This window comes from Propionicimonas sp. T2.31MG-18 (assembly GCF_964266745.1).
Taxonomy (GTDB): domain Bacteria; phylum Actinomycetota; class Actinomycetes; order Propionibacteriales; family Propionibacteriaceae; genus Propionicimonas.
The window spans coordinates 492694-508504 of sequence record NZ_CAXWGX010000001.1 but is presented as its reverse complement, the minus strand read 5'-3'; the positions used below and the strand labels follow the sequence as shown (position 1 = coordinate 508504).

The 15811-nt window shown below is 70.2% G+C and carries 12 protein-coding genes; 7 read left to right on the top strand and 5 right to left on the bottom strand.

Going from position 1 to position 15811, the window contains the following annotated elements:
• Positions 1 to 33: 33 nt before the first annotated feature.
• Positions 34 to 636: a hypothetical protein gene (locus ACFQQJ_RS02120; protein WP_377103587.1), complete on the top strand. Its 603-nt coding sequence runs from the start codon at positions 34 to 36 to the stop codon at positions 634 to 636.
• A 24-nt stretch (positions 637 to 660) separates the two neighbouring features.
• On the opposite strand, the gene ACFQQJ_RS02115 is transcribed toward ACFQQJ_RS02120, so the two are convergent.
• Positions 661 to 987, bottom strand: a complete 327-nt coding sequence (locus ACFQQJ_RS02115) for a hypothetical protein (RefSeq protein WP_377103585.1) — start codon at positions 985 to 987, stop codon at positions 661 to 663.
• A gap of 163 nt (positions 988 to 1150) precedes the next feature.
• Between ACFQQJ_RS02115 and ACFQQJ_RS02110 the strand changes: the two genes are divergently transcribed.
• The 6 genes from ACFQQJ_RS02110 (at position 1151) to ACFQQJ_RS02085 (ending at position 9340) form a co-directional block, all read left to right on the top strand.
• Entirely contained in the window at positions 1151 to 2080 is a 930-nt protein-coding gene (locus tag ACFQQJ_RS02110; RefSeq protein WP_377103583.1) for a hypothetical protein, read from the top strand.
• 79 nt (positions 2081 to 2159) lie between these two features.
• On the top strand, positions 2160 to 4001 hold the full coding sequence (locus tag ACFQQJ_RS02105) for a CDP-glycerol glycerophosphotransferase family protein (protein ID WP_377103581.1): 1842 nt from the start codon (positions 2160 to 2162) through the stop codon (positions 3999 to 4001).
• A 4-nt stretch (positions 4002 to 4005) separates the two neighbouring features.
• A complete protein-coding gene (gene pgi, locus ACFQQJ_RS02100) occupies positions 4006 to 5685 on the top strand; it encodes a glucose-6-phosphate isomerase (RefSeq protein ID WP_377103579.1) in 1680 nt (559 codons plus the stop codon).
• A 91-nt stretch (positions 5686 to 5776) separates the two neighbouring features.
• Positions 5777 to 6625, top strand: coding sequence for an ABC transporter permease (locus ACFQQJ_RS02095; RefSeq protein ID WP_377103577.1), 849 nt, complete (start codon positions 5777 to 5779; stop codon positions 6623 to 6625).
• On the top strand, positions 6618 to 7433 hold the full coding sequence (locus ACFQQJ_RS02090; protein WP_377103575.1) for an ABC transporter ATP-binding protein: 816 nt from the start codon (positions 6618 to 6620) through the stop codon (positions 7431 to 7433). The genes ACFQQJ_RS02095 and ACFQQJ_RS02090 overlap by 8 nt, the downstream gene beginning before the upstream one ends.
• Positions 7430 to 9340: a CDP-glycerol glycerophosphotransferase family protein gene (locus ACFQQJ_RS02085; protein ID WP_377103573.1), complete on the top strand. Its 1911-nt coding sequence runs from the start codon at positions 7430 to 7432 to the stop codon at positions 9338 to 9340. Before ACFQQJ_RS02090 ends, ACFQQJ_RS02085 begins: the two co-directional genes overlap by 4 nt.
• Before the next feature lie 26 nt (positions 9341 to 9366).
• On the opposite strand, the gene ACFQQJ_RS02080 is transcribed toward ACFQQJ_RS02085, so the two are convergent.
• The 4 genes from ACFQQJ_RS02080 to ACFQQJ_RS02065 are packed head-to-tail and all read right to left on the bottom strand — an operon-like array spanning position 9367 to position 15560.
• The gene (locus ACFQQJ_RS02080; protein WP_377103571.1) at positions 9367 to 10041 is read right to left on the bottom strand and encodes a glycosyltransferase family 2 protein; all 675 of its coding nucleotides are present in this window, start codon (positions 10039 to 10041) and stop codon (positions 9367 to 9369) included.
• A gap of 40 nt (positions 10042 to 10081) precedes the next feature.
• Positions 10082 to 12484 carry a hypothetical protein gene (locus tag ACFQQJ_RS02075; protein ID WP_377103569.1) on the bottom strand — a complete coding sequence of 801 codons (2403 nt, stop codon included), beginning with the start codon at positions 12482 to 12484 and terminating at the stop codon, positions 10082 to 10084.
• 26 nt (positions 12485 to 12510) lie between these two features.
• A complete protein-coding gene (locus tag ACFQQJ_RS02070) occupies positions 12511 to 14199 on the bottom strand; it encodes a fibronectin type III domain-containing protein (RefSeq protein ID WP_377103567.1) in 1689 nt (562 codons plus the stop codon).
• Positions 14190 to 15560, bottom strand: a complete 1371-nt coding sequence (locus tag ACFQQJ_RS02065) for a phospholipase D-like domain-containing protein (RefSeq protein WP_377103565.1) — start codon at positions 15558 to 15560, stop codon at positions 14190 to 14192. The genes ACFQQJ_RS02070 and ACFQQJ_RS02065 overlap by 10 nt, the downstream gene beginning before the upstream one ends.
• Positions 15561 to 15811 lie beyond the last annotated feature (251 nt).

Here is a 15811-nt window from a genome sequence, read left to right as displayed (position 1 = left end):
TGTCACCGGCTGCGATCGGGCAGGATGGGGCCCGTGGTTCCCCAGCTCCCCGACCTGGGCGTGCACGCCGTGGTGGTCAGCCTGCCCGACCTGGACGCCGACGAGCTCCTGCCTGCCTGCGAGGTGCTGTGCCAGGAGGGCTTCACGGCGTGGGGCGTACGGATGGTGCAGCTGCCGCAGCTGGCCGCGCTGCTGCGGGTGTTCGGACGCCGCGCCCGGATCGGCGTCCAGGACGCGACCACCCCGGACGACGCCACGGCCGCCGCGCGGGCGGGGGCGGCCTTCGTGGCGTCCCCGTACCTGCTGCCGGAGCTCGTGCCGGCGGCGCAGGGGCTGCCGGTCATCCTGGGCGGCATGACGCCCTCGGAGCTGCACGCCGGCATGGTGGCCGGGGCGGCCGCGGTGCAGCTCGTCCCGTCCGAGGCGTTCGGCACGAGCTACGCCCGCACCCTCCCCGCGCTCGTCGAGCACCCGCTGATCGCCAGCGGGCGCCTCGAGCGCTACCAGGCAGACCTGTGGCTGGAGTCGGGCGGGATCGCGGTGTGGCCGCGCCAGCTCGTCGAGCCCGACGCCGTGCTGGGCGACAGCCTGGACGAGCTGCGGGTCACGCTCCAGCAGTGGCGCCTGGGCGACTGAGCCGCCGGTCCGGGGCGGACGCGGTCACCGGCGACGCCGTGGACCCCGCCGCAGGAACGCCCCGAGCGCGAAGAACACGAGCACTGCGCCGAGGATCCCGCCTCCGGCGATGACCGCCAGCTGCACCCACCGCTCGCCCTCGAGCTGGGCGGCGGTCTTGGCCGTGGAGACCGGCGTCGGCGGGACGATGGTCTTCGACGGCGTCACGGTCGGCTTGGGCGTCTTCTTCTTCGTCGCCTCGGGGACGGGTTGCGCGCCGCCCGCGAACGCCGGCGTCGCGACGGCGGCTGCTCCGGCGACGGGCACCCCCAGGCACAGGGCGAACACGACCACCGCGACCAGTCCCGGCACCGACCTCATCGTCCCCCCGATCACCCACGCGCCCCGACGCGCTCCTGCCAGTATCGCCAGAGCCGGGCCGGAGCGCAGCCTTCAGGGGCGCAGAAGGGTTGTTCGTACGGCTTTCCTTAAGGTAGCCTGAGAATCCACCTCAGGATCTTCAGGACGGATGCGCATGTACCAGCCCCGACGGGTCGCTGACCCGGTCGCCCCGGCTGGCCCCGCCGTCCCCACGCCTGAAGCGCCGCACACGCCCCGTTACGCGGCCCCGACGCTGGCCGACCGCATGGTCTCCCGTGGTGGGATCGCCCTGGCCGTCGTGACGGCCACCGCGACGGCCGGAGCCGTGGTCGTCGGCAGCAGCGGTGGTTCCGCCGCCGCCCTCGGCACCTCACCGGCGGCAGCCCCCCTCGCTCGTGCCGCCGCCGCGCAGGAGGACGTCGCTCCCCCCACGCGCACGCTGCTCGCAGAGGAACTCGCCGTGCCGGCGGTCAGCAGGGCGAAGGAGGCCGTCGCGCTGGTCAGCCTGACGCCGCTGTACACGAAGGCTTCGCTCAACGTGCGCAAGAAGGCCGACGAGAAGTCGGCGCTGCTCGGTCGGCTCGAACTGGGCGTGCGGGTGAGCGCCACCTCCGACATCGAGGGCTCCTACCGCAAGGTCGAGTTCGACGACGGCTACGGCTGGGTCCTGGAGGACCAGCTCTCGGACGCGGCCCCGATCGAAGCCGCGGGCACCACCTGGAACCCCTGCAACCGGGGTTCCGCGGTCGAGAGCAAGCTGCGCAAGGACACCGTTCACATCTACCGCTCGGTGTGCGCGCTGTTCCCCGCGGTGAACTCCTACGGCGGCTGGCGGGCCGGTGGCCTTCCGTTCCACAAGAACGGCCGCGCCCTCGACATCATGCTCACCCCGCACGCGGAGAGCGCGCTGGGCCACCGGATCGCGAACTACCTGATCAAGCACGCCAAGGTGTTCAACATCGACCACATCATCTTCGAGCAGCACATCTGGACGCCGCGCACGCCGCACTGGCGCAAGATGGCCGATCGCGGCAGCCTGAACGCGAACCACTTCAACCACGTGCACGTGGCGATCCGCGCCTGATCCGTCCCGCGCCCGGCACGACCGGCGGCCGTCGCCGCGCGCCCGGAGCCGGCGCGCCCCGACCGTTAGGCTGAGCCGCGTGAAGCGTGGCGCAGGCATTCAGACGCTGGGCAGGGCGCCCGTCCCCGAGTGGGAGGAAGTGGCCAGGTCCGCCTGGCCCGGACGCCTGCCCGCCCCCCTCGCGTCCCTCGCCGCGCGCGCCTACCTGCCGGTGCTGGTCGGCTCCCTCCTCGTGGCCGTCGTCGCCGCCTGGCTCGGGTTGCCCTGGCTGGGGCTGGCCGCGTGGGTGCTCGGGGCGGGCACCGACTGGCTGGCCACCCCCGCAGACCCGGCCGTGACGCGGCTGCTCGACCTCGTCGGGTTGCGGGGCCAGGTGCGCGCGCTGCTCCGGACCCTCCCCTCCGTCGCGCTCGTCCTCTCCGCCGGCGGGGACGCCGTGTCGGTGCTCGCCTACGTCACCGCCGTCCTGTTCGTGCAGCTCGCCTGGACGGCGCAGCCGGTGCTCGCCACCTGGCTCTCCCGCTCGGCACCGCCGCTGCGCTACGTCCCCGGCGCGGCCGTCCAGCCGCGGCCCTTCGCCGACTCCGCCCGGGCCTACGCCCGCGCGGTCGGCACGCCGGGGACGGTGGTCGCCCTGGAGCTCGTGGCGCTGGCCGGAGCACTGGCCGCCGCCACCGGGACGGGCGGACCGGCCCTCGCGCTCGGCGCGGGCGCGGCCGGGGCTCTGGGCGCCCTGGCCTGGCTCGTCCGGTCCGGCCTCGCGGTCGTGGCACTGCGCCGCGCCCAGCCGGGCTGGGCCACCGACCTGCTCTCCGCCCTGGCCGGGGGCCGTCCGTCGTTCCTGGTGTACATCTCGCTGGCGGCCCGCCAGTCGAAGTACATCGCCAACCAGTGGCTGCCCGCCCTCGACGCGCTGCCCGCCGACGGCCTGCTGGTCGTGCGCGAGGCCAGCCAGCTCACCCCGCTCGCGGCGACGCGCCACCCGGTGGTCTACGCCCCGGGGCAGAGGGACGTGGAACGCCTGCTGCTGCCCGGCGTGCGCGCGGCGTTCTACCTCGCCTACGGCGAGCGGAACGGCCAGTTGCTGCGCGAGCCGCGCCTACGGCACGTGATGCTGCTGCACGGCGACTCCGACAAGGCGACCAGCGCCAACGGCATGGCCCGGGCGTTCGACGAGGTGTGGGTGGCCGGGCCGGCCGCCCGGGAGCGGTACCGGGCCGCAGGGGTGGACGTGCCGGACGAGGCTTTCGTCCACATCGGGCGCCCCCAGGTGGCCGGGCTGCCGGTCGGTCCGAGCGGCCACGAGCGTCCCGTCGTGCTGTACGCCCCGACGTTCGAGGGCTACTACGACCAGACCTCCCACAGCTCGCTGGACACGATGGGCGTCGACCTCGTCCGCCGGCTCCTCACGGACGGCCGGACGCAGGTCTGGTTCCGGCCGCACCCGGCCAGCGGGGTATCCCGCCCGGCCATGCTGGCGGCCATCGGCCAGATCGAGGCGCTCCTGCGCGGCACCCCCGGTGGGCACGTGGTCGCCGCCGACCGCGCCCTGACGCTGCCCGAGTGCCTGGCCGAGGCGGACGTCCTGGTCTCCGACATCTCCAGCGTGGCCACCGACTACCTGTTCACCGAGCGCCCCATCCTCACGTGCGACCCGGCCGGCCTGCCGCCGGCCGACTTCGTGGCGGCGTACCCCACCGCTGCGGCGTCCTACCTGCTCCGGCCCGGGCTGGCCGACCTGGACGCGGTGCTCGACGACGTCTTCGGCCCCGACCCGCTGCGCGCGGCGCGAGTGGCCATGAAGCGGTACGTGCTGGGCGACCCGCCCGGCGGCCCGCAGGCGGCGTTCGCGGCCAATGTCGCCCGTATCACTGCTGCGGCGGAAAGGGGGGCCAACCGCGGCGACGAACTCATAGGCTGACACCATGAGTGCACCCGTGGATCCCACCGCCACCGCTGCCTGGGAGCAGCTGACCGAGCTCGCCGCGTCCCTCGAACCCGACCTGCGGGGCTGGTTCGCCGACGACCCCGGACGGGCGGAGCGCTTCAGCTTCACCGCGGCCGACCTGTACGTCGACCTGTCCAAGAACCTCATCGACGACGACATCCTCGCCGCCCTCGTCGCGCTCGGCGAGGAGGTGGGCCTGGAGGCGAGGCGGGACGCGATGTACGCCGGCGAGCGCATCAACGTCACCGAGAACCGGTCGGTGCTGCACACCGCGCTGCGCCGTCCCCGGGGCGACAGCCTCGTGGTCGAGGGCACCGACGTGGTCGCCCAGGTGCACGAGGTGCTGGACAAGGTCTACGCCTTCGCCGACCGCGTCCGCAGCGGGGACTGGAAGGGCGTCACCGGCGCACCGATCACCACCGTGGTGAACATCGGCATCGGCGGCTCCGACCTCGGCCCGGTGATGGTCTACGAGGCGCTGAAGCCGTACGTGAAGCCCGGCCTGGAGTGCCGGTTCGTCTCGAACATCGACCCCACCGACGTCTACGAGAAGACCGTCGGGCTCGACCCGGCGACCACGCTGTTCATCGTCGCGTCCAAGACGTTCACCACGCTGGAGACCCTGACCAACGCCCGGATGGCCCGCGACTGGCTCCTCGCGCAGCTGCGAGCGTCGGGCGCGATCGACGCCTCCGACGAGCAGGCGAGGGACGCGATCAGCAAGCACTTCGTCGCGGTCTCGACCGCGCTGGACAAGGTCGCCGACTTCGGCATCGACCCCGCGAACGCCTTCGGCTTCTGGGACTGGGTGGGCGGACGCTACTCCGTCGACTCCGCGGTGGGCACCTCGCTGGCGGTCGCGCTCGGGCCGGACAGCTTCGCCGACTTCCTGGCCGGCTTCCACGCCATCGACCGGCACTTCGCCGAGGCGCCGCTGGCCGCGAACGTCCCGGCCCTGATGGGCCTGCTGAACGTCTGGTACGTGAACTTCCTGAAGGCCCGCAGCCACGCCGTCCTCCCGTACGCGCAGTACCTGCACCGCTTCGCGGCCTACCTCCAGCAGCTCACGATGGAGTCCAACGGCAAGGGCGTGCGCACCGACGGGTCGGACGTCGTGACAGACACCGGGGAGATCTTCTGGGGCGAGCCGGGCACCAACGGCCAGCACGCCTTCTACCAGCTGATCCACCAGGGCACCCAGCTGATCCCGGCCGACTTCATCGCCGTCGCCACCCCCGCCCACCCGATCACCGACGGCGAGGCGGACGTGCACGAGCTGTTCCTGTCGAACTTCTTCGCCCAGACCAAGGCGCTGGCGTTCGGCAAGACCGCGGACGAGGTGCGCGCGGAGGGCACGAGGGAGGAGATCGTCCCGGCGCGGGTGTTCCCGGGGAACCGGCCGACCACCTCGATCATGGCGCCGGCGCTGACGCCGTCGGTCGTCGGGCAGCTGATCGCCCTCTACGAGCACATCACCTTCACCCAGGGCGCGGTGTGGGGCATCAACAGCTTCGACCAGTGGGGCGTGGAACTGGGCAAGCAGCTGGCGCTGCAGATCGCGCCGGCCGTGGCCGGGGACGCCGCGGCCCTCGCCGCCCAGGACCCGTCCACGCGGGCGCTCGTCGGCTACTACCTGGCCAACCGAAAGCGCGCCTGACGTACCCGGTGCGGGCTGTGGACGGCGGGTCCGGTAGAATCTCGGCGTCCACAGGCCGCTCCGGCCGCGTAGCGATGGGAATGCACACCGCATGAGTCTGGCCGACCTGGCCGCCGAACACGGCCTGCACCGGGTGGGTGCGAGGCCACCCTTCTGGCAGTACCTGAAGCAGGCGTGGGGACGCCGGGAGTTCGTCTGGGCGATGTCCCGCTACCGCATGCGCGCGGACCTCGAGGGCAACCGGCTGGGCATCATCTGGCTGGTGCTCCAGCCGATGATCAACGCCCTGATCTACGGCGTCATCTTCTACTTCCTGGTGGGGGAGAGGGGCCGCGGAGCCGACTACCCCGCCCACGTCGTGATCGGCGTCTTCCTCTTCCAGTTCTTCTCCAAGAGCCTCTCCCAGGGCGCGAAGTCGATCACCGGCAACCAGGCGCTCGTGCAGTCGCTCGCCTTCCCGCGGGTCACGCTCCCTGTGGGGGAGGTGATCGAGCAGTTCCTCTCGCTGATGCCGTCGATGGCGCTCCTGGCGGTCGTGCTGCCGCTGATGGGTCACCTGCCGAGCGTGGAGTGGCTGCTGATGGTGCCGCTGCTGGTGCTGTTCACCCTGTTCAACACCGGGGTGGCGCTGATCGCCGCGCGGCTCACCGTCCACGTGCGCGACCTGACCCAGCTGCTGCCGTTCATCTCGCGCATCCTCTTCTACACCTCCGGCGTGCTGTTCAACGTGAACGGGGTCCTGGCCGGAAACCCGACGTTGCTGAGGCTCTACGACTTCCACCCGCTGTACCAGGTGCTCGAGATGGCCCGCGCCGCGCTGATGGGTGGCCACACCTACGACCCGATGTACTGGGTGTACTTCAGCGCGTGGGCGGTCGTCACCTTCGTCGTCGGCCTGCTGTTCTTCTGGGTGGCGGAGGAGAGGTACGGCCGTGACTGAGCAGACCCCGCCGATCGAGGAGATCACGCGTCCCCCCTACATCGCCGACGCCGCGGGACGGCGTCCGGTGGTGATCGTGGACGACCTGCACGTGAAGTACCGCGTGTTCGCCAGCGGCAAGGCCATCAAGCGCCGCGGCCGCAGCCTGTTCCAGAACAGTGGACGCGGCATCCGTGTCGTGCACGCCCTCAAGGGCGTCAGCTTCACCGCGTACGAGAACGAGTCGATCGGCGTGATCGGGGCCAACGGCTCCGGCAAGTCGACCATGATGCGCGCGATCACCGGCCTGACCCCGCCGGAGTCCGGCGCGGTCTACGCCGCCTCGCGCCCGAACCTCCTGGGCGTGGGCGCGGCCCTGATCCCCGACCTCTCCGGCGAGCGGAACATCGTGCTCGGCGGCCTGGCGCTGGGACTGTCCCGCAAGGAGGTCGAGGAGCTGCGCGACCCGATCGTCGAGTTCGCGGAGCTCCAGGAGTTCATCGACCTGCCGATGCGCACGTACTCCTCCGGCATGCAGGCCAGGCTGAAGTTCGCCATCGCCACGATCAAGCACCACGAGATCCTGATCGTCGACGAGGCGCTGTCGGTCGGCGACCGCCGCTTCCGGAGGCGCAGCGAGGACCGGATCCGGGAGATCCGCGACAACGCCGGCACCGTGTTCCTCGTCTCGCACTCGATGACCTCGATCCGGGACACCTGCTCGCGCACGATCTGGCTGAACAAGGGCGAGTTGATGATGGACGGTCCCACCGACGAGGTGGTCAGCGCCTATGAGGAGTCCCGCAGCGGAGGAGGGGTCGTCCGGTGAGTGACGAGGACCAGTTCGAGTCCGACAACGAGCCCGAGGACCCGAAGTCCGTCGACGCCGCGCAGGTCGTCCGGATGCCGCAGTCCTTCGACTTCGCCCGCGCGATCCTCGGCACGCCGCAGTCCCCGTCCTGGCTGGGCTGGCTCGACCGGCTGCTCGCGTCCCACTACCTGCTGGTCACCGGCGTGCTGTGGGGCGCGCTGTCGCTGTGCGTCCTCGCCGGCGCGGTCGAGGTGGGGGCCGCGATCTTCGTCCTCGCCGTCGTCGTCGACTGGCTGGCGTCGCGGGCCTGCGTCCGCGACACGCTGCTGCTGCGCCGCCTCGGCGCCCCGCCCCACGTCAGGCAGCTGATTCGCGGCGTGCTGCTGATCAGCCTCCTGGTCCGCGGCGAGATCACCAACCTGGCCGTGTCGGTGGCCGCGGCGGTGCTCGCGCTCCAGCTGGCGCAGCAGGTGCTGTGGGTGGGCACCGCGTGGCTGGGCAGCCGCCAGCCGGCGCTGGCCTACCGCACCGACGGCTCGCCCCAGCCGGCGGCGAGCGTGTCCTACGCGAAGGCCTACCGGGCGTCCGCCTGGCCCACACCGGTGATCGTCCTCGCCGAGAGCCTGCTCGGCGTGTGGGGGGCCCTCGGGCACGCCCTCGGCTGGCCCTTGTGGGGGAACGTCGCCGTCGGGGCGACCTTCGTGCTGTGGCTGGGCGTGCTGGCCGCCCGGTACGCCCTCAGCCTGCGCCGGCTGGGTTCCGAGCGGACGGTGGATCGCATCCAGTCCGAGATCACCGGCGAGCTCGACGAGCTCGCCCCCGAGGCCGTGGTGTACATGTCCGCGGACGCGGGCCAGTCGCTGTACATCCTCAACCAGTGGGTGCCGCCGATCGAGGCGCTGCACCAGAAGTCCTTCATCATGGTGCGCGAGGCCAGCCACCTCGCCCCGATCGCTCCGACGCCGATCCCGGTGGTGTACGCGCCGAAGACCCGGCACGTCGAGGAACTGATCCGCCCCACCACCCGCGTGGCGTACTACCTGGCCAACGCCGGCAAGAACGTCCACCTGCTGCGCGAGGCGCGCATCCGCCACGTCTTCCTCAACCACGGCGACTCCGACAAGTCCACCTCCGCCAACCCGGTCTCGCGGGTGTACGACGGGGTGTGGGTGGCCGGGCAGGCGGCGATCGACCGCTACGAGGCCGCCGGCATCCACATGCCGACGAGCCAGTACGCGATCATCGGACGCCCCCAGGTGGAGGCCCTCACGGTGGGCCCGATCGCGGGAGACCACCGGCAGACGATCCTCTACGCCCCGACCTTCGAGGGCTACTACGAGGAGTCCAACTACTCCTCGCTGGAGCGGATGGGCCCGGACATGATCCGCAGCATCCTCCAGGCGCTGCCGGACGTCCGGATCATCTTCAAGCCGCACCCCGCCAGTGGCGTCCAGCGCCCGGGCATGGCGGCGGCACGGGTCGAGATCGTCGAGATGCTGGCCGCGGCCGAGGGCGGCCACCTCTACGTCGGGCCCGAGTCGACAATGACGCTGTACGAGTGCTTCGACGCCGCGGACGTGCTGATCTCCGACATCTCCAGCGTGGTCACCGACTTCCTCTACACCGAGCGCCCGCTGGTCACGTCCAACCCGCGCGAGCTCGACGCCGAGACCTACTTCAACACGTTCCCGACCCAGCGGGCGTCCTACATCCTCGAGCGCGACCTGTCCAACCTCGCCGCGATCCTCGACGACGCCCTCGGGCAGGACAGCCTGCGGGACGAGCGGCTCGCGATGAAGAAGTACGTGCTGGGTGACCTCCCTGCCGGGCCGGTGGCGGCATTCGTCGCCGAGGGCGACCGGATCACCGCGGAGGCGATCACGCACGCTGCGTCGATCGTCAACGAGTTCCGCGTGAAGTCCTGACCGCGGCTGCACCGGCCGCGGAGTACTCAGACCTTCGGCAGGCTGTCGATGACCGTGACGTGGTGGCCCTCGAACCACCCGGCGACCGTCTCGCGGCTTGCATCGCCCGAGCGTGCCTTCTTGAAGGCCTTGCCACTCTTTCCGCCGTGGTGCACCAGCACGTCCTCGTAGTCGCGCACGGCGGCAACCCGGTGGCCCTGGCGCAGCAGGCGGGCTTCGAGGGCCGTGACGGACCACCACCACTGGAACGACTCGTCCAGCCCGTCCTCCCAGGCGTCGCGATCAACGAGCAGGCAGAACCCGTCGGCGCGCGGCCAGGGGCCGCTGGTGATGTACCGCAGGCCGGTCGCACCGCCGGCGTGCGCAGCCATCAGACGGGCCAGCCAGTCCGGGCTCAGCGCCTCGCAGTCGGTGTTGAGCAGAAGGATGTGCGTGGCGTCCCGGGGAGCCATCGACACCCCGATGTTGCAGCCCTCGGCGAAGAAGGTGTTGCGGTCGAGCAGCGCGAGGCGATTGATCCGACCACGGAAGCGCTGAAGAGTCCACCACAGCTTGGTCGCCCGGGTGCTGTTGTTGTCGACGACGACGATCTCGTAGTCGACACCGCGCGTGGCGCGCACCGATGCCAGCATCTTGCGGGCGTAGTCGAGAGCGTTGTAGCTGACCACCACGACGGCAACCTTGGGCGGGGTGTTGTCCATGCGCCCAAAGCTAGCGGACGCCCGATCGGGAGCGAGCCAGTCAGGCGCGGGTGAACATGGCCGCAGGCAGCCGGGACTGGCTGAGGCCGATGACCACCGCGGCCGTGCCCTCGACGTCCTCGAGCGCAGCGTTCCCGACCATCTGCGGGGAGAGCGGCTCGCTCGCTCCGGCGAGCAGCACGTTCATCGCCTCGACCCAGCTGGCGCCGTAGGTCTCGATCAGCGGACGGGCGAGGCGTCCCCAGTCGGAGCCCGCGAGAGCCGAGATGTCCAGCACCGCGACGCGCGGGTCGAAGGGCGCCTGCCCGTGGCCGATCCGACGATGGCCCTCGGCGATCAGCGTCAGCGCATCGCGCCACGCCGGCCCCTGCCGGGAGCTGATCCTGCGCAGCAGGACCGCGACGTTGCGCCGATTGCGGCGGACGTCGGCACGGGCTGCGACCACAGCCCCTCCGAGGTCGGTCTCGAAAAGGGTCTCGAGGGGACCGCGCACGAGCGCGTCCGGCGGCAGCGTGAGTACCCGGGTTCCCTCGGGGAGCGAGTCCAGGACCGATGCCACCAGGAGGTTGTGGCGTTGTGCAGCGGAGCCGCGTTCGACCAGGGGGAGATCCGTCACGCAATGCACCCGCGCGGGGAGCCGGGTCGCGGCGGCGCCGACCGCCACTACCGGCACCCCGGGCGCCCAGCGCTCGAGGCCGGCCACGGCGCGGGCGACAGCCGGCTGGTTGCGGCCGGCATCGATCACGACGACCCGGTCGGCGCGGGGGAGGCCCTCCGAGACGTCCGGGAGAGCCTCAGCGGCAATGGTGAGGGATCCGAGGTACTCCTGGGCCCGTGCCACGTCCGGCGCGCACAGCTCGTGCCAGCGGCGGTACACGTCGGCCTCGTTCGCGCCGGAGGAGAGCAGCGCGACCATGGCGGCCAGCTTGGACAGGATTCCCTGGCGGATCGCCTCGTAGGCGGCATCGTCGATGTCGATCAGGCCGCCGAAGCGTGGGTCCGACCTGTTCGCCGGGTCGAAGGTCACCTGGCATCCCACCGATCGAGCCGGAAGGTAGCTGTGCAGCCGACTGGTGACGACCTCCCGGTAGTCATCGGCGTAGCGGCTGACCCACTCATGGGCGAGCCGCAGGTTGGTGGGAAGCGGGTCGCGTCGGATGTCGCCCACGGACTGCTCGATGTTGTCGTCGCCCTCGACCTCCTCGCGGGCGTCCACGTATCCGGTCGCTGTGCGCGTGTCCGGGCCTGTGCGTGCGAAGACGGTGTCGACCGTGGTGGTGATGCACCCGGAGAAGAACGCCGGAATGCCGGCCCCGGCCAGCAGCGCCACCGTTTGCCAGTCCCGACACCCCACCGGCCCGTACCGGCGCAGGTAGGCGACGGCCTCGGGGGTGAGGGCTTCGGGCTTGTTCAGGTGGAAGCTGATGAACAACGGGCGGATGGCGGGGTTGAAGGGAAGGTTGTAGCCGCCGGCGAACGTCGGGTGCAGGTACCAGCCGAACATCACCGCCCAGGTCGGCTCCGGGAGGGTCTGGTACACGTTGCCGTCACGCTGGACCTCGACCAGGTGGACGACAGCGGCGGTGTCGGTGATCAGGCGCTCGGGCTTGACCGACGTGCGCAGGTCCTCGACGAACGCGAGCAATTCGGGTTCGCCGACGAACGTCAGGTTCGCATGGCGCACCAGGTGCCCCAGGGAGGCCAGGGTCTGGATGAAGTCACCGACGTTCCGCGAACTGTTGTCCGGCTGCTTGTAGTCGATCACGCCGAAGCGGAGGTCGGCGTCCGGAAGCTCGGGCGGACGCCGACGCACCCCGTCGGGCAGCCAGGTTGCGAGCCGGTCGAACTCGTAGGCCTGGTACGGGGTGAGGGGACCGAAGGTCCCGGAGAGCCCATCGGCGATCAGCATGCCGGCGCAGTCGTCTCGGCCCACGGAGAAGGCGGTTCGCGCCACCTTCAGCACCCCGGACGGTGTCGGCCGGTCGGCGTTGCGCAGGCCGGGGAGCGCACGCGCCTCCCTCTCAGCAGCCGAGGCATCCATCACGAAGCCCGCTTCGAAGTACTCGGGTGCCGCCGCGGCCACGACAACAGGGTCCGTGATGCCCGCGAACCGCAGCCAGGCCTGCTCCGGCCCCGAGGTGTGCAGTCTGCAGAGCCCGATCACGGCCGCACCCACCTGCCCCGTGTCACGACCCCCGACCAACTCGTGACCCAGGCGCAGCGCGGCCGGCAGATTGTCCTGCGCAAGGCACTCGCGCGCCGCAGCGAGTGCTGCCGCAGTGACGGCCTCTCCGGCTTCGACCCGTGCAGCGAACGACGTCGTCCCGATCAGCAGGTGATTCGCCGCGGGCAGATCCGAGGAGGGAACGCCGCGTCCGGCCAGTCGCCCGGCGAGGCGTCGGGCACGGCGGTACTGGCGTCGGAGCCAGGTGCGGGGGGTCACCCGGCGATCCTACCCACGCCCATCGGTCAGGCCGGCACCATGGTCGTGTCGAGGTCCCTGGAGCCATTCGCGGCCGGAGTGGTCAGAGCACTCAGGTCCTTCGTCCTGTGGACGCCGGTCGAGCTGTTGAACCGCACGATCACGGAGGTGGACGGCGGGAGCCCCTTCAGCGTGTAGGTGCCCGTGGAGTTGGTCGACGCCTGGCCGACGACCTCCTTGTTGGAGCTGAGGCGGGCGGAGACGTTCACGTCGCGGATCGGATTGCCGGTCGCGGAACTCGTCACGGTCCCGGTGATGGTCGCGCCTGTCCCGACAGGAACGGTGCCCGCGGCCGTCGTGGCGTCCAGCGTCACCGTCTCGGCGTCGGCATCGGCGCTCGAATAGGCCGTCGACCCATCGTTGGTGAGCCAGACGGTGGTGAAGTTGCCCGTCCCCACGTAGGCCAGCTGGATCAGGTACGTCCCTGGTCGCAGCTCCAGCTTGAACGTCCCGGAGCCGGACACGTTCGCCGTGCCCTTCACATCGTTGGGAACGCCGGTGCTTGAGCGCCCGTACGCGGTCGCGACGTAGTCGTTCAGGTCGCTGGACCCCAGACCCGTGATGGCTCCGGTGAGGAATCCCTTCGGTGAGCGGGTCTTCACCATGATCGCCTGGGTGCGGTCGGAGATCGCGGTGACCACCGTCACGCCGTTCACGATGGTCTCGCGCACCATCCGGATGCGCACGTAGTAGTTGGTGTTGGACTCCAGGCCAGTGACCTTGCCACTCGTGCCGGTCAGGCTGGTCTTGGTGTACCCGTCGTTGTCGGTCATCTCCTGGTCCTCGGCCCAGTAGACCCGGAACTTGTCGGTCGCGGGGTCGTAGCCGGCCGGAGGCGTCCAGGACAGGGAGACACTGCTCGAGTCGCGATCGGTCATCGCCAGGTCGGTGGGAACGTCGCGCATGGGGGACGTCGTCGCGTCGGGGAGGGTCACGGTCGTGGGGTTGGTCGACTTCGTCGAGCTTGCCGAGGACCACCCGCTGACCCGCACGCCGGGGACGGTGTCGTAGCCGCTGATCAGGAGGCGGTTCGCCACCGTGAATTTGTACTTCGTGTTCGGCGTGAGCCCGGTGAAGATGGCGCTGCCGTCATACCCGATCTGGTAGGAGTACTTGCCGGTCGTGTAGTTGTACGCGCGCAGCACGTAGCCTGGCGAGCCGGTGACGGTTCGCCAGGTGATCTCCATGGAGGTCTTCGTCGGGTTCACCGCATGGATCTCGAGCGGTGCCTTGTAGGCGTACCCGGAGGTGGTGACCTTGTCGGCGGAGCTGATGGCGCCCGTGGCCGTCCCGCTGCTCTTCGCCTCGCTCCACGGCGTGACCCACACGTAGTAGGCCGTCTTCGTGAGCATGCTCGCCGAGGAGAGCGTGGCGGAGGTGCCGGTCACGTAGGTGTTGAACGACGCGCTGGTGGCCTTCGAGCTCGTGCCCCACGACACCTTGTAGGCCGCGGGTGCGGGAGTTCCGCTCGGGGCCTTCCAGGTGACCTTGATGCCGTTGGAGCCGGAGATCTTCACCGCGCTCACGCTGGTCGGCTTGCCGTAGGTGAGCTCGGCGCGTGCCGCGGAGACCGGAACGAGCAGTCCGGCGAGGAGGGCGATGGCGGCCAGGAGCCCGGAGAGGTGCCGCAGGCCGCGCGGGCGGGACTTCATGGTGTTGCTGGTCGTCAGTGGCATGCCCGGTTCCCCTGGTTGAGTTCGTTCCAGCCGGCCTGGTACACCGCGATGACCCGCTCGATGTCGGCCGACGTTGCCGCGTCGGCCCGCCTGCTGTCCACGGTGATCACGTGCTCCTCGCTGTAGCGAAGGCCGGAGGTGGTCATGTTCGCCGTGCCGAACAGCGCACGTCCGGCGCTGCTGGTCGACGGAGTGATCAGGATCATCTTCGTGTGGATCGGGATGCGCGTGCAGCGGACCATGGTGGTCGCGTTGTACTTCTTCAGCACCTTGACCACGTCCTTGGAGACCGTCTGGGCCCCACCCTTCTGCGACAGCAGGATCTTCACGTCACACCCGCGGTTCTTCAGGCTGGCGAGCGCCTTCACGAAGATCGTCGCGCGCGTGATCGTGAGTCGGTACATCGCGACCCGGATCTTGCTGTCGACCGCGCAGTCCACATCGTTGAACTGCGCGGTGTAGTAGTCGTCCACGCCCTGGGGCTGCGGGCTGAACGAGACGAAGGTGCCGCGCCCGGAATCAGTCCCGTGGCGGTACAGGCTGTCCACCCAGATGCCGCGAGCCTTGCGCAGGGTGGGCACCACGTCGCCCGAACCGGACCAGGCACTGCCGGCCTTGCAGTCCGAACCGCCGGAGTAGGACCCCGTGCAGACCCTCATGTTCTTGTAGCGGGAGACGAAGTAGTCGTACAGCTTCTGGTCACCGTAGATCAGCGACGCCTCCTGCCAGTAGGTGCGCACCTGGCTGCGGGCGAACTGGCCGGACGAGGAAAAGACCACGGGGTGCGTCTTGCCGTCGTTCTGCCAGATGGTGTCGGAGATCGTCAGGAACTTCTCGTGGTTGATGGCGTAGGGGAACACACTCTTTGAGTTGGTGTTGAAACAGCCGTTGTAGCACCAGTAGACCTTGGCGATACCGGAATCGACGAGGCGCTTGTAGATGTTGGACTTTGCCGAGGAGGGGGTGATGCTCCCGCCGTCCATGACGAAGCCGATGCTCACGCCCCGCTTGCTGCGCACGTAGTCCATGGCCCGCCAGATGATCTCTGCGTCGGACTCGGGACGGGCCGTGGTGCCGATGGCCCGGATGAAGTACATCCCGATCATGATCGAGGAGCCCTGCTTCGCGCCGCAGATGACCTGGGCCATCTTGTTGGCGTAGCTCCAGGGGGACTGGTTGTTCGCGTCCAGGTAGCCGCGGTACTCCATGTCGTCGGTGTTGAACCACGCCTCGAATGCCCGCGGGGTGGACGTGAGCGTCGGACATGCACTCAGGTCTTGGGGAACGGCCTGCGCCTCCTCGGTGGTGCCGTCGATCGTGAAGCTGATCGCGGATGCCGGGGAGATGGAGAGTCCCGTCACCAGCGCCAGTGTCCCCACCGCCGCGATTGCGCGCTGGAGCCAACTCGTCTTCCGGGCCGTATTCGGCATCCGTCCCCCTGCTGTCGACGCGGCTCACGCAGGGTCCTTCTCTGCGCCGCGACGGGCGGGCGGGTCCTGGGAGACAGCGTTTTTCTTAAGGATTTCCTCAGGGATCATAACCCACGAACCTGAGAGGAATGGCCTTCCTGGGGTGCAGGGGTAGGGTTGGCAGCGGATTTCGTAGGGAAGGT

What these genes read in the sequence shown, in the direction of transcription:
- ACFQQJ_RS02110 (WP_377103583.1), top strand. Translation starts at nt 1,151, where the DNA reads ATGTACCAGCCCCGACGGGTCGCTGACCCGGTCGCCCCGGCTGGCCCC.
- pgi (WP_377103579.1), top strand. Translation starts at nt 4,006, where the DNA reads ATGAGTGCACCCGTGGATCCCACCGCCACCGCTGCCTGGGAGCAGCTG.
- ACFQQJ_RS02095 (WP_377103577.1), top strand. Translation starts at nt 5,777, where the DNA reads ATGAGTCTGGCCGACCTGGCCGCCGAACACGGCCTGCACCGGGTGGGT.
- ACFQQJ_RS02080 (WP_377103571.1), bottom strand. Translation starts at nt 10,041, where the DNA reads ATGGACAACACCCCGCCCAAGGTTGCCGTCGTGGTGGTCAGCTACAAC.
- ACFQQJ_RS02070 (WP_377103567.1), bottom strand. Translation starts at nt 14,199, where the DNA reads ATGCCACTGACGACCAGCAACACCATGAAGTCCCGCCCGCGCGGCCTG.